The 18,081-nt window shown below is 65.9% G+C and carries 20 protein-coding genes; 2 read left to right on the top strand and 18 right to left on the bottom strand.

What is annotated here, in order from left to right; translation table 11 throughout:
* Nucleotides 1–18: 18 nt before the first annotated feature.
* The 8 genes from CO675_RS31995 to CO675_RS31960 form a co-directional block, all read right to left on the bottom strand.
* Entirely contained in the window at nucleotides 19–921 is a 903-nt protein-coding gene (locus tag CO675_RS31995; RefSeq protein ID WP_097675773.1) for an amidohydrolase family protein, read from the bottom strand.
* Between the two features lie 15 nt (nucleotides 922–936).
* Complete coding sequence (locus CO675_RS31990; RefSeq protein WP_097675772.1) at nucleotides 937–2,181, bottom strand: MFS transporter; 1,245 nt, start codon at nucleotides 2,179–2,181, stop codon at nucleotides 937–939.
* A gap of 45 nt (nucleotides 2,182–2,226) precedes the next feature.
* Nucleotides 2,227–2,955, bottom strand: a complete 729-nt coding sequence (locus tag CO675_RS31985) for a GntR family transcriptional regulator (RefSeq protein ID WP_097675747.1) — start codon at nucleotides 2,953–2,955, stop codon at nucleotides 2,227–2,229.
* Nucleotides 2,956–3,022: 67 nt separating this feature from the next.
* Nucleotides 3,023–4,336: an adenylate/guanylate cyclase domain-containing protein gene (locus CO675_RS31980; protein ID WP_097675746.1), complete on the bottom strand. Its 1,314-nt coding sequence runs from the start codon at nucleotides 4,334–4,336 to the stop codon at nucleotides 3,023–3,025.
* Between the two features lie 132 nt (nucleotides 4,337–4,468).
* The gene (locus CO675_RS31975; protein WP_097675745.1) at nucleotides 4,469–5,632 is read right to left on the bottom strand and encodes an ABC transporter permease; all 1,164 of its coding nucleotides are present in this window, start codon (nucleotides 5,630–5,632) and stop codon (nucleotides 4,469–4,471) included.
* 6 nt (nucleotides 5,633–5,638) lie between these two features.
* Nucleotides 5,639–6,598, bottom strand: a complete 960-nt coding sequence (locus CO675_RS31970; RefSeq protein WP_097675744.1) for an ABC transporter ATP-binding protein — start codon at nucleotides 6,596–6,598, stop codon at nucleotides 5,639–5,641.
* Nucleotides 6,595–7,380: an HlyD family secretion protein gene (locus tag CO675_RS31965; RefSeq protein WP_097675743.1), complete on the bottom strand. Its 786-nt coding sequence runs from the start codon at nucleotides 7,378–7,380 to the stop codon at nucleotides 6,595–6,597. Before CO675_RS31965 ends, CO675_RS31970 begins: the two co-directional genes overlap by 4 nt.
* Nucleotides 7,377–7,937, bottom strand: a complete 561-nt coding sequence (locus CO675_RS31960) for a TetR/AcrR family transcriptional regulator (RefSeq protein ID WP_245453014.1) — start codon at nucleotides 7,935–7,937, stop codon at nucleotides 7,377–7,379. The genes CO675_RS31965 and CO675_RS31960 overlap by 4 nt, the downstream gene beginning before the upstream one ends.
* On the opposite strand from CO675_RS31960, the gene CO675_RS41685 reads away from it, so the two are divergent.
* A complete protein-coding gene (locus tag CO675_RS41685) occupies nucleotides 7,912–8,115 on the top strand; it encodes a hypothetical protein (RefSeq protein WP_245453015.1) in 204 nt (67 codons plus the stop codon). The two genes, CO675_RS31960 and CO675_RS41685, sit on opposite strands and share 26 nt — an antisense overlap.
* A gap of 373 nt (nucleotides 8,116–8,488) precedes the next feature.
* Here the strand turns inward: CO675_RS41685 and CO675_RS31955 are convergent, their stop codons facing one another.
* The 10 genes from CO675_RS31955 to CO675_RS31910 all read right to left on the bottom strand — a co-directional run bounded on the left by CO675_RS31955 (nucleotide 8,489) and on the right by CO675_RS31910 (nucleotide 16,499).
* On the bottom strand, nucleotides 8,489–8,899 hold the full coding sequence (locus CO675_RS31955; RefSeq protein WP_097675741.1) for a DUF2000 family protein: 411 nt from the start codon (nucleotides 8,897–8,899) through the stop codon (nucleotides 8,489–8,491).
* A gap of 144 nt (nucleotides 8,900–9,043) precedes the next feature.
* Nucleotides 9,044–9,394, bottom strand: a complete 351-nt coding sequence (locus CO675_RS31950) for a DUF4189 domain-containing protein (RefSeq protein ID WP_502693429.1) — start codon at nucleotides 9,392–9,394, stop codon at nucleotides 9,044–9,046.
* Nucleotides 9,395–9,577: 183 nt separating this feature from the next.
* A complete protein-coding gene (locus tag CO675_RS31945) occupies nucleotides 9,578–11,182 on the bottom strand; it encodes an NTP transferase domain-containing protein (protein ID WP_097675739.1) in 1,605 nt (534 codons plus the stop codon).
* A complete protein-coding gene (locus tag CO675_RS31940) occupies nucleotides 11,179–11,880 on the bottom strand; it encodes an XdhC family protein (RefSeq protein WP_097675738.1) in 702 nt (233 codons plus the stop codon). Before CO675_RS31940 ends, CO675_RS31945 begins: the two co-directional genes overlap by 4 nt.
* Nucleotides 11,881–11,882: 2 nt before the next feature.
* Entirely contained in the window at nucleotides 11,883–12,206 is a 324-nt protein-coding gene (locus CO675_RS31935; protein ID WP_021077800.1) for an XdhC family protein, read from the bottom strand.
* A gap of 29 nt (nucleotides 12,207–12,235) precedes the next feature.
* A complete protein-coding gene (locus CO675_RS31930; protein WP_097675737.1) occupies nucleotides 12,236–13,438 on the bottom strand; it encodes a vWA domain-containing protein in 1,203 nt (400 codons plus the stop codon).
* A gap of 110 nt (nucleotides 13,439–13,548) precedes the next feature.
* Nucleotides 13,549–14,457 (bottom strand): AAA family ATPase, encoded by a 909-nt coding sequence (locus CO675_RS31925; protein WP_097675736.1) that lies wholly within the window; start codon nucleotides 14,455–14,457, stop codon nucleotides 13,549–13,551.
* Nucleotides 14,458–14,554: 97 nt separating this feature from the next.
* Entirely contained in the window at nucleotides 14,555–15,361 is an 807-nt protein-coding gene (locus tag CO675_RS31920; protein ID WP_097675735.1) for an FAD binding domain-containing protein, read from the bottom strand.
* 37 nt (nucleotides 15,362–15,398) lie between these two features.
* The gene (locus tag CO675_RS31915; protein ID WP_021077804.1) at nucleotides 15,399–15,884 is read right to left on the bottom strand and encodes a (2Fe-2S)-binding protein; all 486 of its coding nucleotides are present in this window, start codon (nucleotides 15,882–15,884) and stop codon (nucleotides 15,399–15,401) included.
* 168 nt (nucleotides 15,885–16,052) lie between these two features.
* Complete coding sequence (locus CO675_RS31910; RefSeq protein ID WP_016840413.1) at nucleotides 16,053–16,499, bottom strand: SRPBCC family protein; 447 nt, start codon at nucleotides 16,497–16,499, stop codon at nucleotides 16,053–16,055.
* A gap of 209 nt (nucleotides 16,500–16,708) precedes the next feature.
* Here CO675_RS31910 and CO675_RS31905 point away from each other — a divergent pair, with 209 nt between their 5' ends.
* Nucleotides 16,709–18,064, top strand: a complete 1,356-nt coding sequence (locus CO675_RS31905) for a 3-carboxy-cis,cis-muconate cycloisomerase (protein WP_097675734.1) — start codon at nucleotides 16,709–16,711, stop codon at nucleotides 18,062–18,064.
* Nucleotides 18,065–18,081 lie beyond the last annotated feature (17 nt).

Raw genomic sequence — 18,081 nt, 5'->3', positions numbered from 1 at the left:
TCGGTACAATCACGCAAGCTAGAAGCGAAACAACTCGCGCGGCGATGCAAGCACGCGGGCGCGCTCATCGGCGTCGGTGACGAGCTCGTCGAGGAATTTGCGGTTCTTGGTGTAGTTCTGCGTCGCCTCGAATTGCGTGTGCGGCCAGTCGCTGCCCCACAGCAGCCGGTCGACGCCGAAAGCGTTGCGCAGCAGCGGATAAGCCTGCTTCGCGAACGCCTCACCGGTGGCGCCGTTGCGATAAGGCGCGGAGATCTTGACCCATACGTTTCGCGTCGCGCCAAGCTTGAGGACCGACTGGAATCCGCCATCGTCGACGCCGAGCTTCGGATCGGGCAAGGCAAAATGATCGAGCACGACTTTCACGCCCTGGTCGAGCAGCGTTGGCGCGAGCGTCGCGAGATCGCCGGCGTTGCGCTGGATCTCGACCTGCCAGTCGAGCGTCCTGATCTGTGCCAGCAATGCCGTCCACTCCGGTGACGAAAGGTCAGGCAGCTTCTGGCCGACCAGATTGAGACGGATGCCCGCGACGCCGGCGCGGTCGAGCGCGCGCAGTTCGTCGGCGGTAGCGGCAACGTCGACCACGGCGATGCCGCGCAGACGGCCACCCGTCGCCGTCAGGCATTCGACCAGATAGGAATTGTCGGTGCCGAGAAAGCTCGGCTGCACCAATACGCCGTTGGTGATGCCGTTCTGGTCGAGCTGCTGCAGATAGAGCGCGAGCGGCGCGTCGTAGTCCGGCGCGTAGCGCCGGCCGGGTGCGAGCTTCAGCCCGCGATGGAAAACATGGGCGTGGCTATCGATCGCGAGTTGCTTCGGCACCTCAGCCCTCACCTTGCTCGCCAAACCGCCCGCCGACAGCGCGGCAATCATTCCCGCGGCAAACCGGCGCCGCGTCAACCCAGGTTCGTACGATGTCATGATCATTCCTCATCATCACGCGCGCGTGGCGGCAGCCTGCTCGAAAACCTTGCCGCGGGTTTCCGGCAGCATCAGCACCGCGACCAGCACCAGCGAATAGGCGAACGCCGCGTCGATCCCGATCGCCGCACCAAGGCCGATGTGATCGCTGAGGTAGCCGACCAGGAAGGGAAACGCCGCGGAGACGATGCGACCGAAATTGTAGCAGAAGCCGACGCCGGTGCCGCGCACGCCAGCCGGATAAAGCTCGCTGAACAGCGCCGCCATGCTGGCGGGAATGCCTGCCGAGAAGAAGCCCAGCGGGAAGCCGAGCACCAGCATCTGCGAATTGGAGAGCGGCGCGAAGATATAGACCAAGACCGTCACGACGCAGGCGGCGGCGAACAGCGTCACGTTGGCGCGCCGCCCGATCCGGTCGCTGATGATCCCCGAGACCACGCAGCCGCAGAAGAAGGCGACAATGATCACGGCGAGATAGGCGCTGGAGCCGAGCACCGAGAGGTGCCGCACCTCGCGCAGAAAGGTCGGCAGGAATGTCGTCAACGCCGCATAACCGCCATGGGCGCCGATGCCGAACAGGCCACCGATCAAGGTCGAGCGCAGCACGTCGCGGTGAAAGATTCCGGCGAGCGTCGCAAAGAACGGCGGCTCGGCCTCGCGCGCTGCGGCGCGCGGCGGCTCCTTCAGCCCACGGCGGATATACAGGATCAGCAGCGCCGGGATCAGGCCGACCGCGAACAGGATGCGCCAGGCGATATCGGCCGGCGCAGTGGTGAAGACCAGGGCCGAGAGCAGCACCGCGGCACCCCAGCCGACCGCCCAGGCGCTCTGCACGGCGCCGAGCGCCTTGCCGCGATGCTCGGCGCGAATGATCTCGGCCATCAGCACCGCGCCGCAGGCCCATTCCGCGCCGAAGCCGATGCCCTGAATCGCCTTCAGGACGACGAGCTGGCTGTAGTTCATCGCGAAGGCCGAGGCGAAGGTCGCGAGCGCAAAGGTCGCGACCGTGATCTGCAACGCCTGCACCCGCCCGAAACGATCGCCGAGCGCGCCGCCGAGCCAGCCGCCGAACGCGCCGAAGAACAGCGTGACCGAGCCGAGCAGACCCGCGTCCGCCTTGCTGATGGCGAAGGCCGTGATCAGCGCGGGAATGGCGAGGCTGAACATCTGGACGTCGAGCGCATCGAGCGCCCAGCCGCCGAAGCTTGCCCAGAAGGTGCGCCGCTCGAGCGGCGAGCATTCGCTGTACCAGTTTGCCATCATTCCTCCCTGAAATCTGTTTTGTTGTTTACGTTGCCGCCGCGCTCATCTGATCTCGGCGTGGTAGCGGAAGCGATCCGCCGGTCCGCGCGAGCGGCGCCATTCGATCGGCCGCCGCTCCAGATCGAAGGCCAGGCGCTCGATCACGATCAGCGGCGCGTTGGCCTCCAATCGCAACAGGCGCGATTGCATCTCGGTCGCGATCTCGACGGTGAGGATTTCATCGGCGGAGACCACGACCTGGCCGCAGCGGTCCTCGTAGAGCGGATACAGCAAGTCGCCGAACTCGGTGGTCGCGAGCGCGAGCAGCGCCTCGAAGCGCGACCTCTCGAGCCAGATCTCTTCGGCCAATAGCGGCACGTCGTCGATCAGCCGCAGGCGCGACAGGCTGATGACGGGCTCGCCGACGCCAATGCGCAGCGCCGAGGCCACCGCCGCCGTCGCCGGCATCGCCTTCCGCCGCAGGATGCGGCTTTGCGGCACGCGGCGCTCGCCGCTCTCTGACTGGAAGCGGAAGAAGCGGAACAGCGAGGAGTTGAACCGCGCCCGGCGCACGAAAGTGCCGCGGCCCTGCTGGCGCTCCAGCACGCCGTCGCTGACGAGCTGATCGATCGCCTTGCGCACAGTGCCGATCGCGACGCCGTAATGCGCGCCGAGTTCGGCCTCGGAGGGGATCGGGTCCCCGGGACGCCATTCATTGCGGTTGATGCGCGCCGCGAGGTCGTCGCGGAGACGCTGGTAGCGCGGCATGCGGTCGTCGAGGGCTGAATTCATATAGTCATCTATATGAGTACGAGGCGCAACGTCAATCGCTACCTTAATACCTCAAGCCTGAGGCGCCCTACCCCAATTGCCAGACCGGCACCGGGTGCTCGTAACCCCGCACCGGGATCTCGCCGCGCGCGACGGCGTCCGGGCAGTCGTCGCCGAGCGCATCGCGCACGGCCGATGAGATCAGGAATTGCGAGCCGAGATCCTTGTTGAGCGCCTCGAGCCGGGCGGCGAAGTTCACGGTGTCGCCGATCACGGTGTATTCCTTGCGCCGGGGCGAGCCGATATTGCCGGCCACGACCTCGCCGATATGGATGCCGATGCCGATGCGCAGCGGCCAGCTCGACGACGCATTGCTGCGCTCGTTGGCATCGAGCATCTCGCGCGCGGCGGCGACCGCCTGATGCGCGGCGTCGCCGGTCTCGAACGGCGCGCCGAACAGCGCGAGAAAGCCGTCGCCGAGAAACTTGTTCACGATGCCGCCGTGGCGATCGAGGATATCGACCAGCACGGCAAAGGCGCCGTCGAGCCGGTCCACCACCTCCTGCGGCGAGCGCGAGCGCGCACCCGCGGTGAAGCTGCGGAAATCGACGAACATCACGGCGACGCGGCGGATATCGCTCGCGGTTGAGGCGCCCTCCGCCATCAGACGTTCGACCACCTGCGGCGAGACGTGCTGGCCGAACAGATTGGTGATGCGGTCGCGCGCGGTGGCAGCGGCAATGCTGGCGGCGAACTGGCGGCGCAGCTGCAAGCCGACCCCTCCGGCCAGCACACCACAGATCAGGATGATCGTGCTGCGGGCGGCGTGATAGTAGATGCCCTGATCCGTCGCGACGCCGTCTGGCGCGTGGAAGAACACCGCCATGTAGAACAGCTCGGTCGCCGCGACGACGCCCGTGAAGGTCGAGAGCCAGAAATCGAGCCGCAGCGTCGAGAGGATAATGAAGACGAAATAGATCAGCGGAGCGACGAAGCCGAGCGCCTCCTGGCGGCCCATGCTGTCGATATGCAGCGCCAGCACGACGGTCGGCAGCGAGGTCTCGACCAGCACGCCGATGTAGCGGCGGATCACCGGCAGGTCGCGGTCCTTGCGCTTGTACCAGCTGATCGCACTGTGCACCCAGATCTCGAACAGGATCAACGGAACGGTGACATAGAAAATGTAGACCGGGTTGAGATTGCCGTGCCAAACCCGGCTGACCGCCTCGGGCGCGAACAGATACACCAGCAGGCTGATCGCCCCGAGCACGATGGCGGTGCCGATCAGCACCTTGATGCGGAGCAGCTCGGTGGTCATCACCTCGCGCATCAAGGCGTGGTGGAAGTCGGCGGATACCGTCGTGCCTGCCGCTGCGCTTTCACTGTCGGATAATGTGGTCATTCCCCCATCCGCGTCATTCCGGGGCGCGAAGCGAACCCCAATTCGCACTTGCGAATTGTGGAATCTCGAGATTCCGGACTCGGTGCTTCGCACCGCCCCGGAATGACGATCAACAATCACGCCCATTCTGCCTCAATCGAGCGTGCGGCGGAAGCGCGTCACGGCGATGGTCATGGCGAACAGCATCAGGGCGGCCAGCGCGATGGTGTCGTATTGCAGGTTCAGCATCGTCGCGCCCTTCAGCATGATGGCGCGGACGATGCGGATGAAGTGGGTCAGCGGCAGCCCCTCGCCGATATATTGCGCCCAGACCGGCATGCCGGCGAACGGAAACATGAAGCCGGACAGCAGGATGCTCGGCAGGAAGAACATCATCGAGAGCTGCATCGCCTGCAGCTGGTTCTGCACGATGGTCGAGAACGTGTAACCGATCGACAGGTTGGTCGTGATGAACAGCGTGGTCAGCAACCCCAGCAAGGTGAGGCTGCCGAGCACCGGCACGCCGAACAGCAACACGCCGATGCCGATGATCAGCCCGGCCTGGATGAAGCCGACCATCACGTACGGGATGATCTTGCCGAACATCACCTCGACCGGCTTGATCGGCATGGACAGCAGGCTTTCCATGGTGCCGCGCTCGATCTCCCGCGTGACCGACAGTGCGGTGAAGATCAGCATGGTCATGGTGAGAATGGTCCCGACCAGGCCGGGCACGATGTTGAGCCGCGATTCCGCCGCCGGGTTGTAGCGGGCATGGGCACGGATCTCGAACGGCATCTCCGGGGGATCACCGATATGCAGGTCGTGCGCCAGTGCCGACTGCACCAGTGCCCCGAGTGTACCGAGCGCGGTACCCGACGCCACCGGGTCGGTGGCATCGGCCGCGACCAGCAGCGCCGGCTTGTCGCCGCGCCGTACCGCACGCTCGAAACCGCGCGGGATCTCGACGCCGAACAGCACCTTGCCGGATTGCAACAACTCATCGAGCTGCTCGACCGTGTGCACCTCGCGCGTGAAGCGGAAATAAGAGGTGTTCTCCATCGCCTTCAGGATCGAGCGTCCGAGGTCGGAATCCTCCTGCAACAGCACCGCGGTCGGAAGATGACGCGGCGTGGTGTTGATGGCGAAGCCGAACAACAGGAGCTGCATCACCGGGATGATGATAATCATGGCGAAGGAGACGCGGTCGCGGCGAAGCTGGATGAATTCCTTGACCAGCATCGCATAGCTGCGCCGCCAGAAGCCGAATGCCGGCTCCTTTTCTTCGCCATTCCGGATCGTATCCGTCGGGCTCATCGGACTCTATCCTTGAAAGTTATCTTTGGAGCGCCCCATCAGATCGATAAAGACGTCTTCGAGGGACGGCTCGCTCGCCTGCCAATGCCACTTCGCATTGCCGCGATACGGCGCAATGGCGCTCTCCAGTGACGCCTTGTCGCGGCCCGAGACGTGCAGGCTGGTGCCGAACGGCGCCACCATGTCGACGCCCGGCTTGCCCGTGAGTTCGGCCATCAGACCGTTGAAATCCTCGCCGGTGACCGTGTAGGTCGACAGCTCGGACTTCGCGATCACCTCATCCACCGTGCCATGCGCCAGCAGATGACCGTAGGCGATGTAGGCGATCTCGTGACAGCGCTCGGCCTCGTCCATGTAGTGGGTCGAGACCAGCACGGTGAGGCCTTCGGCGGCGAGTGCATGGATCTCGTTCCAGAAATCGCGCCGCGCCTTGGGATCGACGCCGGCGGTGGGTTCGTCGAGCAGCAGCAATAGCGGATTGGGCAGCGTGCAGGCGCCGAGCGCCAGTCGCTGCTTCCAGCCGCCCGACAGTTCGCCGGCGAGCTGCTCCTCGCGGCCCTTCAGCCCGATCCGCGCGATCATGTCGGCCGCGGCGCCGCGCGCATCCGGCATGCCATAGAGCCGCGCGACGAACTCCAGGTTCTCGCGCACCGACAGGTCCTGGTAGAGGCTGAAGCGCTGCGTCATGTAGCCGACCTTGCGCTTGATCTTGTCGGCGTCGCGCCGGATGTCGTAGCCGAGGCAGGTGCCCTCGCCGCTGTCGGGTGTCAGCAGGCCGCACAGGATGCGGATGGTGGTGGTCTTGCCGCTGCCGTTGGGCCCGAGGAAGCCGTAGATCGAGCCGCGCTTGACCTGCATCGACAGGTCGTGGACCACCTCGCGCCCGTTGAACGATTTGGTCAGGCCCTTCACATCGATCGCGATGGACGATGCGTCGGACTGTGCGCTGGTCGGACCGCCGTTCATCTGCGCGCCGCCATCGGCGTTTTGGGGTTAAGGTAGATGCTGATCGGCTGGCCGACCCGCAGTACATCGGGCCGGCTCGGCCGCGCCTGGATCAGATAGACCAGCTTGTTGCGCTCATCGAGGCTGTAGATGACGGGCGGCGTGTACTCCGCCGTGGTGGCGATGAAATAGATCTTCGCGGTGAGATCATTCGCGCAATTGTCGCAGGTCACCCTCACCTCGTCACCGAGCGCGAGCTTCGGCAGCTCGGTCTCCGGCACGAAGAAGCGCAGCTTCATGTTGCCGGGCGGCATGATCGACAGCACCGGCCGCTGCGCCTGCACCATCTCGCCCTCGCGGAAATAGATCTGCTGGATCGCTCCCGCGATCGGCGCAAAGCCCTTGCGGCGGTCGAGCCGGGTCTGCGAGGTGACGACGCGCGCTTCCGCGACGCGCAGCGCCGAGACGGCGGAATCGAGGTTAGCCTGGGTGCCGGCGCCGGTGCCCCGCAGCGAAGCGGCGCGGTCATAGCTCTGCTGCGCGTTGGCCAGGGTCGCGTTGTTCTGGTTGAGGTCGGCACGTTGCAGATCGTCGTCGACCGAATATAGCTGATCGCCGGGCTTGACCTCGTCGCCCTCGCGCACGTTGAGCTTGATGACGCGGCCGGATTCATCGGGGCTGACGAAGATCATGTCGGCCTCGACCCAGCCCTGGAAGCCGGGGTCCCGCTTCTCCTGGCAGCCGGCCAGCGCCGCGGCCAGCGCGACGGCCGCGATCAGTTTCACCATGCGCGACGCGGTCATGTCTTGCTCCGTTCGCCGAAGATCAGATCGAGATGCACCTTGAACATCGCGAGCCCGTCGAGCGGCGCGTGGCGGGCAAACAGGCTCTGCCAGATCACCGCGACGATCGCAGGCGCGACCACCAGTTGCGGGAAATCGCCGAGCTCGCGATGCTTGATCTCACCGCGCGTGATCGCGAGCTGCACCAGCGCCTTCATGCCGGCTAGGCCCTTCGACACCACCTCGCGGAAATAGAAATCGGCGATCGCCGGAAAGCGCGGCCCTTCCGACACGATCAGCCGAATGATGTCGCCGCGCCGGGTCGCCACGACCTCGCGCATGAAAGTCTCGGCAAACCCCTCCACCGCATCGCGCACGGGACCGGTGATGGTGGGCAGCGTGGTCAGGCGGCCGATCAGCGGCACCAGCGCAGTGCGGATCAGCTCCTCGAACATCGATTCCTTGTCCTTGAAGTAGAGATAGAGCGTGCCCTTGGCGACGCCCGCGCGCTTGGCGACGTCGTCGAGCCGCGTCGCGGCAAAGCCGCGTGCGATGAACTCGTCCATCGCCGCCTCGATGATCGCCGCGCGCCGCTCGGCGGATTTCCCGGCGCGGCTCGCGGCCGGCTTCGCCTCAGCCAGCGGTGCCGAGGCCACCTTCGGGAGCCTCGTCGCCGCGGCGCGGATCGTGGTCCGGCGTTTGGCGGGCTGGGGGCGGGTCGTCTTGTTGCTGCGCTTTGTCATGCCGAAAATATGACTGACTGGTCAGTCATTGTCAATGTGATGCAGGAAAACTCGGTTCGATACAAAATGTTCCTGTTCGCGTGCTTGAGCGGGATCAAAAGCCGCGCCCATTTCCGGGCTGACGGCCAGAGGCCGTGCGACCGCGGTCTCGCGGCGCAACACTCGGGGAAAGTCTGGTCCCGATCGCCCCCCTACGGGTCCCGTGCACGCTCAAGCGTGCACGGCATTCCACACCGCCCTCTCCGTCATTCCGGGGCGTGCGAAGCACGAGCCCGGAATCCATCGCGCCGCGTAACTCCCGGATAAATGGATTCCGGGCTCTCGCTTCGCGAGCCCCCAGGTGCGCAATTGCGCATCGGGGAATGACGACAGGGAAAGTTGGACGGCTACGTGTGAAACTTCAGCCCATCGAGGATCTTGTCGACCACCTTGCGCTCGGCGCGAAAGGCGAGGCCGACCAGGTTGAGGTCGGTGCGCGCCACCGCGCTCACCACCTCGCGGTTGGCGGCATCATGCGTGGTCTTGAACATATCCTCGGTGTAGAGCGCCGGCCGCACCTCGCGCGCCAGCGCGCGTTCCAGCGCGCGCGACAACTGCGCGCGATCGGCGCCATAGATCAGAATCGGCTGGCCGATCAAGGACAGATACTTCGTCCCCGACCCGTCCTCGTAATTCTCGCCGATACATTCGGGAAACGAAGCGGCGATGCCACCGGCGAGAAACGACGCCACGTTGAGCTTCTGCCAGACTTCCAGGTCGGTGCGGATCACGACCGCGATCTTGGTGTCGAATTGCATGCGGTAAAGTTTAGCGGCAGGCAGGTGGCAAAGACCAGTCCTGACCGAGCATCCCTCACCTGCCCGTCAAACGCTGATGTTCGTTTCCTGCAAGACCTGTTGGAGCCCGCACGACCGCAGGGAACGCTGGCACGCCGCCCGCACCTAGCCCTTGGCGTCGCAGGCCCAGGCGCGGATCACGCATTCCTTGCCGCCGTAGTCGTAGCATTTCTTGGTCGCGGCATTGAGAGAGCTCGATATTTTCGGCGCCACCGCATAGCCATGGGCGCCGCAGGGATTCTTCATGTCGATCGAGAGCGCGGCACAGGCGCGCTTCATGGTGACGGTGGTGCAATCGCCCTTGCACTGCTTCAGCGCGGCGGCGCGCGCCGCGCCCTCCGCCGGATAATCGTAGGCCTGGCCATAGGCTCCGCATTTGCCGACCGCGAACGCGCCGGCCGCGTGCGCCTTGGGGAGGAAGTTTTCCACGGAGAAACGCGTGGCGCCGAGCAGCAATGTCAGGACGAGAATCGTCAGCGCGCGACGCTGCGCGGCGGCGGTCGAAATGATCAAGCGGAAATCCCCCAAAGTCCGGCGCGGACTGTACGCAGGGGTCGTTTCCAGATGGTGAATGACGGGTTGAGAGCGAGTGCTATCCGCGTGTCGTCCCCGCGAAAGCAGGGACGACGGTGCGTAGCGCTACCCCCGCCGCGCGGCTTCCAGTGCCTGCGGGGTATCGATATCGAGGAAGGCGCTGTTGCCTTCGACCGGGACCTCGGCGACCACCTCGGCATGCTTGGCGATCAGATGACGGGCGCCGATGTCGCCGTCGAGCGTCATCAATTCCTTGAAGAAACGCCGCGACCACAACACGGGATTGCCGCGCCGACCCTCGCTGACCGGGACCGCGATCAGATGGCCACGATCGGGCGCGAAGGTTTCGATCAGGCGATCGATCAGCTTGGCATCGATCAGCGGCATGTCGCCGAGGCAGACCACCGCGCCGTCGGCGCTGTCGGAGACCGCCGAGATGCCCGCCTTCACCGAGCTGGCGAGGCCGCCGGCGAAATCCGGGTTGCGGACGAACTTGACCTTGAGTCCATCAAGCGCCTGCTCGACCAGCGTGGCCTGGTGCCCGGTGACGACGATCACCTCCGAGGCTTTCGAGGCCAGCGCCTGCTCGGCGACGATGCGCGCGAGCTTCTTGCCGTCGAGCTCGGCGAGCAGCTTGTTCGGGCCGCCCATCCGGGTCGAGCGGCCGGCGGCGAGCACGATCGCCGCGACGTTGCGGTTGCCTTCGGTGTCCGGGACGGTGCGCGGCTGCGGCCGCGTCACGATCTCCATCAGAAGGCCGCCGACGCCCATGCCGGTGAGATCCGATCGCGTCACCTTGATGCCGGCAAGCAGCCGCATCAGCACCCAGTCAAAACCGTTCTCGACCGGCGAGCGCGCGCAACCCGGCGCGCCCAGCACCGGCACGCCGCCGGCGCTGCCGATCAGCAGCAGATTGCCGGGATCGACCGGCATGCCGAAATGCTCGATGGCGCCGCCGATCCCGGTGATGGCGGCCGGGATCACGTCGCGGCGGTCGGCGATCGCCGATGCGCCGAACACGATGACGAGTTCGGCGCCGAGGCCGAGCAATTCCTTGATCGAGGCTGCGAGCACCGTCTCGTCATGCGGCACGCGGCGCTCGGCGATGATGGTGGCGCCGGCCGGCGCCAGACGCTCGGCGGTGACGCGCAGCGTCTTGTCGATCACCTTCGGCGCAAGGCCCGGCAGCAAGGTCGAGACCACGCCGACCTTCTTGATCGTGTAGGGCGCGATCCGCAGCGTGTCCTTGCCGGCGACGGCGACGGCCGCATCGCGTAAGCGCCCCTCGACGCCGAACGGGATCAACTTGACGGTCGCGATCATCTCGCCTTCGACCACCGGCTTGAACGCCGCAAGCGTCGCAAAGGTGATGGCCTCGTCGACGCCGTTGATGCGATCAACCGCGCCGCGGTCGACCACCAGCACGCCGGGACGCGCCGCGAACAGATTGGCGCGGCCGGTGAAGGCGCGCTCGACGTTGACGCCCTCGCCCGCCACCGCCTGCGCGATGCTGGCGGCAGCTGTGTCTTCGGAGACATCGCCCTCCTCCAGCCGCACCACGACGACGTCCTTGACGCCGGCTTTGGTCAGCGCCTCGACCTCGTCAGGGCCGATCGTGGTGCCCTTCTTGAGCACCAGCGTACCCTGGCGGAGCGTATGCACGGTGACGCCGCCAATCGCGTCGGCCGGACTGGCGGGACCGAACTTCATGCCGCTTCTTCTTTTTCTTTGGGAGGCAAACGCAGCTGCGCGGTGATCTCGGCCATGATCGCAACCGCGATCTCCGACGGTGACACCGCGCCGATGTCCAGGCCGATCGGCGCGTGGATGCGCGCGATGTCGCTGTCCTTGGCGCCCTGGGCACGCAGCCGTTCGGCGCGCTTGGCGTGGGTCTTCCGCGAGCCGAGCGCGCCGATATAGAAGCAGTCGCGGTCGAATGCGTGCAGCAGCGCCGGATCGTCGATCTTGGGATCATGCGTCACCGCGACGAACGCGGTGTAGTGATCGACGTTGAGCGGCGGCAGCGCGACGTCGGGCCATTCGGCGACCAGCGGCACGTCGGGGAAACGCTCCGGGCTTGCAAACGCGGTGCGCGGATCGACCACCGTCACGTCATAGTCGAGCGAGCGCGCCAGCGGCGCCAGCGCCTGGCTGATATGGACCGCGCCGATGATCACGAGCTTTGCGGTCGGCGCGTAGACATTGAGGAACAACTTGTTGCCCGCGACCTCGACATTGCCGCTCTTGCCCATCCGCAGCTGCTTGGAAAGCTCGGCACGCAGCGGATCAGCGGCGATGTCTTTCGCCTTGACCAGACGCTGCTCGCCATTGGCGGTGTCGGTGACGATGATGACCGGACGGCGTGCGGCGCGCTCGGCGTTCAGCTCTTTCAAAATTTCGAGTTTCACGGCTAACCGACCTTCTCGACGAACACGCGGATGGTGCCGCCGCAGGACAGGCCGACATTCCAGGCCGTCTCGTCGGCGACGCCGAATTCGAGCATTTTGGGCTGGCCGCTCGCGATCACGTCGAGCGCCTCGGTGACGACAGCGCCCTCGACGCAGCCGCCGGAGACCGAGCCGAGAAACGTGCCGTCGTCATTGATGACGAGGCTCGAGCCGGCCGGGCGCGGCGCCGAGCCCCAGGTCTCGACCACGGTGGCGAGCGCCACGCCATGGCCCTGCTTCTGCCAGGTCTCGGCGGCCTGCAGAATGTCTTCGTCGCGGTTCAGCATGGTGGCCTCCTGCTATCGGGTCAGGCTTCTTAGGCTACAGAGCGGATCAGGCTGCGGTGGTGCGCCGGCGGCGGGGATGACAGCGCCCCGATCAAGCCCTTGATGGACGTCAAGTTATGCACCGGGCGAAATTCGTCAACGTGGGGCAGCATCATTTTGATGCCCTGCGCCTTGGCCTCGAAGCCCGAATAGCGCAGCAGCGGGTTGAGCCAGATCAGGCGGCGGCAGGAGCGGTGCAAACGGTCCATCTCGAAGGCCAGTTTGGCATCGGCCTCGCGTTCTAGTCCATCGGATATAAGGAGGACGATGGCGCCCTGCCCGAGCACCCGGCGGGCCCAGAGCTGGTTGAAGGTGTGCAGCGAGGTCGCGATCCGCGTCCCGCCGGCCCAGTCCTCGACCGAGGACGTGCAGCTCGCCAGCGCCTCGTCGGGGTCACGCGCCCGTAACGCGCGCGTCACATTGGTCAGACGGGTGCCGAACAGGAATACCGAGACCCGCTTGCGGTAGTCGGTGATGGCGTGCAGGAAGTGCAGGAACAGGCGGGTGTACTCGCTCATCGAACCGGAGATATCGAGCAGCGCCACGATCGGCGCCGGCTTCTCGATCCGACCAAGCTTCCTGATATCGATGATCTCGCCGCCGGTGCGCAGCGAGTTGCGCACGGTGCGGCGCATGTCGAGCCGCAGGCCGCGCGCGTCCGGCTGGTAGCGGCGGGTCACCAGCTCGGCCTGCGGCAGCCGCATCTTGGCGATCTCGCGCGTCACCTCGGCGATCTCCGCCGCGGTCATCTGCGCGAAATCCTTCTTCTGCAGCACCTCCTTGTCGGAGACCGAAAGCTTCAGCTCCTGCTCCTGGGCCTGCGGCCGCTCCTCGCTCTTCGCCGGTTGCGCCATCGCCTCCTGGACCCGGCGCGAGGCCGGCGGCGGCTTCTTCTTGGCGTGGTCGGGCAGCGGGACGGAGTCCAGCATGCTCTTCCACTCCTCGGCCGCGCGGAAGAACAGCATGAAGGCCTGGTGGAAGATCAGCGCATGCTCATGGCGCTTGACGAAGATCGCCTCCAGCGTGGCGTAGAAATCCGAGCGGTTGCCGACCTCGATCAGCTGCAACGCGTCGAGCGCATCGATCACCGAGCCCGGCCCCACGGGAAGCCCCGCCGCCCGCAGCGCGCGGGCAAAGCCGATCACGTTGTCGGCCATGTGGCCGGTCGGAGGCGCGAGGTGGTTGATCGGCATCGTTTGTACCCTGTCATTCCGGGGCACGCGAAGCGTGAACCCGGAATCTCGCGCAACAACTTCGAGATTCCGGGTTCGACGCTGGCGCGTCGCCCCGGAATGACGAAGGGCTACGTCTCGCTCGTCGCTTCCTTCAATGTCTTCTGCAACGCATCGCCCTGCATCCGCGCGATGTCGTCCTGATACTTGAGCAGCGCGCCCAGCGTGTCGCCGACCACCTGCGGCGTCAGCGAGCGCGCGTCGAGCTCGGACAGTGCGGTCGCCCAGTCGATCGTCTCGGCGACACCCGGCGACTTGTAGAAATCCTGGTTGCGTAGCGCCTGCACGAAGCGGACCACCTGCTGCGACAGCTTTGCGGAAATGTTCGGCACCCGCGACTTGACGATCGCCAGCTCGCGGTCTGCCGTGGGATAATCCACCCAGTGATAGAGGCAGCGCCGCTTCAGCGCGTCGTGGATCTCGCGCGTCCGGTTCGAGGTGATGATGACGATCGGCGGCGCCGGCGCCTTCACGGTGCCGAGCTCGGGGATCGTAACCTGGAAGTCGCTGAGGATTTCCAAGAGATACGCCTCGAACGCCTCGTCGGCGCGGTCGAGCTCGTCGATCAGCAGCACTGGCGGGCCGGCAACGTCAGGCTCCAGCGCCTGCAGCAGCGGCCGCTTGATCAGGAAGCGCTCGGCGAAGATGTCGCTCGCGAGCTGGTCGCGATCGGTATCGCCGGAGGCTTCCGCGAGCCGGATCGCGATCATCTGCGCGGCGCTGCTCCACTCATAGACGGCGGAGGCGACGTCGAGGCCTTCATAGCATTGCAGGCGGATCAGCTTGCGCCCGAGCGCCGCCGACAGGACCTTTGCGATCTCGGTCTTGCCGACGCCGGCCTCGCCTTCGAGGAACAGCGGCCGGCCCATCCGCAGCGCGAGATAGGTCACGGTCGCCAGCGACCGTTCGGCGAGATAGCCGCGCGAGATCAGGAGGTCTTCGAGCGCATCGACGGAAGTGGGTAACGCCGATGCACTCATGGAACAGCCAGTCTTCGAACAGGGGTTAGCAATGTCACGCGTTAGATGTAGTCCTTGGGATCCAGTTCGGATCTAGTCCCTTGGATCTAGTCCTTAGCTAGTCCTTGGCGTTGGCGGCTTCCACCGCCCTGCGCGTCAGAACGCCGATCAGATGCGCGCGGTATTCCGCACTGCCGTGCAGATCGCTGTTCAGCCCGTCGGCGGGAACCGCGATGCCGTCGAGCACCTTGTGCGAGAAGCGCTTCTTCAAGGCCTCCTCGAACGCGGTGACGCGGAACACGCCGTCGGAGCCCGCACCGGTGACGGCGACACGCACGTCCGACGGACGCTTGGCCACGAACACACCGACCAGCGCATAGCGCGAGGCCTGGTTGCGGAACTTCACATAGGCGGCCTTCTTCGGCAGCGGGAACATCACCTTGGTGATGATCTCGTCGGCCTCGAGCGCGGTCGTGAACAGGCCCTGGAAATATTCCTCGGCCTTGAGGCGGCGCTTGTTGGTGACGATGGTCGCGCCCAGCGCCAGCACCGCGGCCGGATAGTCCGCGGTCGGGTCGTTGTTGGCGAGCGAGCCGCCGATGGTGCCGCGGTGGCGCACGGCGGGATCGCCGATCAGGCCGGCCAACTCGGCCAGCGCCGGGATCGCCTCGCCGACGATCGCGGAGCTCGCGACCTCGGCGTGCTTGGCAGTGGCGCCGATCACCAGCGAGCGGCCCTTCATCTCGATCGTGTCGAGACCTTCGATGTGTGAGAGGTCGACCAGATGCGGCGGGCTCGCCAGCCGCTGCTTCATGACCGGCACCAGCGTATGGCCGCCGGCGATCAGCTTGGCGTCCTCGTTCTTCACCAGCAGGTTGGCGGCCTGCCGCACGGTGCCGGGACGATGATATTTGAATTCGTACATTGGAATGTCCTGATCGCTTGTCGCGACGAATTGCGGATTAGGCGAGGTCCGATTTGGCCATCGCCTTGGCGCCGGCGGCGATCGAAGCAACGATGTTCTGGTAGCCGGTGCAGCGGCACAGATTGCCTTCCAGCTCCTCGCGGATCACCTCGTCGGAGAGGTCGTGGCCCTTGCGATGCACCAGGTCGACGGCGGTCATGATCATGCCCGGTGTGCAGAAGCCGCATTGCAGGCCGTGATGCTCGCGGAAGGCCTCCTGCATCGGATGCAGCGGCGCGCCGTCGGCCGCCAGCCCCTCAATGGTCTTGACCTCATGACCGTCGGCCATCACCGCAAGCGTCGTGCAGGACTTCACCGCCTTGCCGTCCAGATGCACGACGCAGGCGCCGCACTGCGAAGTGTCGCAGCCGACATGGGTACCGGTCAGCCGCAGGTTTTCGCGCAGAAACTGGACCAGAAGGGTACGGGGGTCGACGTTCGCGTTAACGGGGTTGCCGTTCACGATCATTGAAATCTTGGCCATCAGCACTCTCTTATCTGCCCCACCGCATATCGGCGAAGCAGGCGGTTTAAAATCATTCCAGACGGCATAATATGGGCGCGCCCCGCGATGGGCAACCTTTCGAGCCACCCATCCAGGACATAACGGCAAGGCATGGCGGGGCCTGAATAAGCCGGCCCGCCTGCGGGGTTAACCCTGCACCGCTTTGGCGAAATTTGCAAAAAATTCGTCCGCCAGCTTCTTGGCGGCGCCGTTGATCAGGCGCTGGCCGAGCTGGGCGAGCTTGCCGCCGATCTGCGCCTCCACGTTGTAGCTCAGCAGCGTGCCGCCATCCTTGTCGGCGAGGCCGACGGTGGCGCCGCCCTTGGCGAAGCCGGCGACCCCGCCCTCGCCTTCGCCCGAGATCTTGTAGCCGTTCGGCGGATCGAGATCGCTCAAGGTGACCTTGCCCTTGAAGCGGGCGGAGACCGGACCGACCTTCATCTTGGCGGTGGCGCGGAAGCCGCCCTCATCGGTCTTCTCCAGCTCTTCGCAGCCGGGAATGCAGGCCTTCAGCACCTCGGGATCGTTGAGCTTGTCCCACACAGCCTGGCGCGGCGCTGCAAGCTGGACTTCGCCGGTCATCGTCATGGCCATGGGGACCTCCTTGATCGCAAGAAACCTTTGCCCCCAAGTAAAGCAGCCGGGGCGCAAAGGAAAGGCCACCTTCGGAGGATGAGCGATGCATATTCGCAACCGCAGCAAGCCAAGCGCATCGTTCACGAAATCGCGCGGTCCGCTTGCTGAATTTGACGGCAGCGCAGGGGCATTGGCAGCGACGCGCAGGAATGGTTAGGTCGCGCGCCATGAGCACAGCCCTGTCCCCCCTACTTGCGCCGATGCTGTCGGGCGCCGCGATGCGCGCGGTGTGCGACGACGCTGCCACCCTGCAAAACATGCTGGATTTCGAGGCCGCGCTAGCCCGCGCCGAAGTGGCCTGCGGCGTGATTCCCGCGGCGAGCGCCGGACCGATCGCCGCGGCCTGCAAGGCCGAATCATTCGACCTTGGCGCGCTGGCCGATGCCGCGACGCGATCGGGCAATCTGGCGATCCCGCTGGTGAAAGCCCTGACCGCCAACGTCGCCAAAAAGGATGCCGAGGCGGCGCGTTACGTGCATTGGGGCGCGACCAGCCAGGACGTCATCGACACCGCGACCATGCTGTCGCTGCGCGCCGGCATCGATGCCCTGCTCGCCGACCTCGACCGCGCCGTTGCGGGCTTCGCCGGCCTTGCCCGCGCCCATCGCGGCACCGCGGCGGTGGCGCGGACCTGGCTGCAGCATGCGCTGCCGATGCCGTTCGGCCTCAAGCTCGCCGAATATGCCGCGGCCCTGCATCGCTCCCGCAAGCGGCTGCTGCGCCTGCGCGGCGAGACGCTGGCGCTGCAGTTCGGCGGCGCGGCCGGCACGCTCGCCGCACTCGGCGACAAGGGCCTTGCGGTCGCCGAAGCGCTTGCGAAAGAGCTGGACCTGCCGCTGCCGGATGCGCCCTGGCACACCCACCGCGACCGCATCGCGGAGGCCGCCTCGGTTTTTGCCATCCTCGCCGGCAGCTGCGGCAAGATCGCGCGCGACGTTTCATTGATGATGCAGACCGATGTCGGCGAAGCCTTCGAGCCCGCGGGCGCCGGCCGCGGCGGCTCCTCGACCATGCCGCACAAGCGCAACCCCGTCGCCGCCGCGAGCGCGCTGGGGGCTGCGACCATGGCGCCGAACCTCGCTGCGACGATCTTCGCCGCGCAGGTGCAGGACCATGAGCGCAGCGCCGGCCCTTGGCATGCGGAATGGCCGACCCTGCCGGCCCTGATGCTGGTGACCTCGGGCGCGCTTGCCGCGACAGTCGATCTCGCCGAAGGGCTCGAGGTCGATGCGGTCCGGATGCGCGCCAATCTCGATGCAACCCACGGGCTGATCATGGCGGAAGCCATCACCTTTGCGCTGGCCGAAAAGATCGGCAAGAGCGACGCTCATCATCTGATCGAAGCCGCCAGCAAGAAGGCGGTCGCCGAGAAGAAGCATTTGCGCGACGTGCTGTCGGGGGATGCCAAGGTCACCGCGCATCTCGACGCCAAGACAATCGCGGAGCTATTCGAGCCGATGGCCTATCAGGGTGCCTCGCAGGCGCTGATCGACCGTTTGCTGGCCTCACTGGATGACAAGTAGCGGGATGACGAGAGGGA

The organism is Bradyrhizobium sp. C9, from assembly GCF_002532045.1.
Classification (GTDB): Bacteria; Pseudomonadota; Alphaproteobacteria; order Rhizobiales; family Xanthobacteraceae; genus Bradyrhizobium.
Note: the sequence above shows the minus strand (reverse complement) of the source record. Positions and strands in the feature narration are given on the sequence as shown.

Bases quoted from the DNA above. Each gene is read 5' to 3' on its own strand.
- CO675_RS31995 (WP_097675773.1), bottom strand. From the start codon at position 921: ATGACATCGTACGAACCTGGGTTGACGCGGCGCCGGTTTGCCGCGGGA.
- CO675_RS31990 (WP_097675772.1), bottom strand. From the start codon at position 2,181: ATGGCAAACTGGTACAGCGAATGCTCGCCGCTCGAGCGGCGCACCTTC.
- CO675_RS31985 (WP_097675747.1), bottom strand. From the start codon at position 2,955: ATGAATTCAGCCCTCGACGACCGCATGCCGCGCTACCAGCGTCTCCGC.
- CO675_RS31980 (WP_097675746.1), bottom strand. From the start codon at position 4,336: ATGACCACATTATCCGACAGTGAAAGCGCAGCGGCAGGCACGACGGTA.
- CO675_RS31975 (WP_097675745.1), bottom strand. From the start codon at position 5,632: ATGAGCCCGACGGATACGATCCGGAATGGCGAAGAAAAGGAGCCGGCA.
- CO675_RS31970 (WP_097675744.1), bottom strand. From the start codon at position 6,598: ATGAACGGCGGTCCGACCAGCGCACAGTCCGACGCATCGTCCATCGCG.
- CO675_RS31965 (WP_097675743.1), bottom strand. From the start codon at position 7,380: ATGACCGCGTCGCGCATGGTGAAACTGATCGCGGCCGTCGCGCTGGCC.
- CO675_RS41685 (WP_245453015.1), top strand. From the start codon at position 7,912: ATGAACTCGTCCATCGCCGCCTCGATGATCGCCGCGCGCCGCTCGGCG.
- CO675_RS31955 (WP_097675741.1), bottom strand. From the start codon at position 8,899: ATGCAATTCGACACCAAGATCGCGGTCGTGATCCGCACCGACCTGGAA.
- CO675_RS31945 (WP_097675739.1), bottom strand. From the start codon at position 11,182: ATGAAGTTCGGTCCCGCCAGTCCGGCCGACGCGATTGGCGGCGTCACC.
- CO675_RS31935 (WP_021077800.1), bottom strand. From the start codon at position 12,206: ATGCTGAACCGCGACGAAGACATTCTGCAGGCCGCCGAGACCTGGCAG.
- CO675_RS31930 (WP_097675737.1), bottom strand. From the start codon at position 13,438: ATGCCGATCAACCACCTCGCGCCTCCGACCGGCCACATGGCCGACAAC.
- CO675_RS31925 (WP_097675736.1), bottom strand. From the start codon at position 14,457: ATGAGTGCATCGGCGTTACCCACTTCCGTCGATGCGCTCGAAGACCTC.
- CO675_RS31920 (WP_097675735.1), bottom strand. From the start codon at position 15,361: ATGTACGAATTCAAATATCATCGTCCCGGCACCGTGCGGCAGGCCGCC.
- CO675_RS31915 (WP_021077804.1), bottom strand. From the start codon at position 15,884: ATGGCCAAGATTTCAATGATCGTGAACGGCAACCCCGTTAACGCGAAC.
- CO675_RS31910 (WP_016840413.1), bottom strand. From the start codon at position 16,499: ATGGCCATGACGATGACCGGCGAAGTCCAGCTTGCAGCGCCGCGCCAG.
- CO675_RS31905 (WP_097675734.1), top strand. From the start codon at position 16,709: ATGAGCACAGCCCTGTCCCCCCTACTTGCGCCGATGCTGTCGGGCGCC.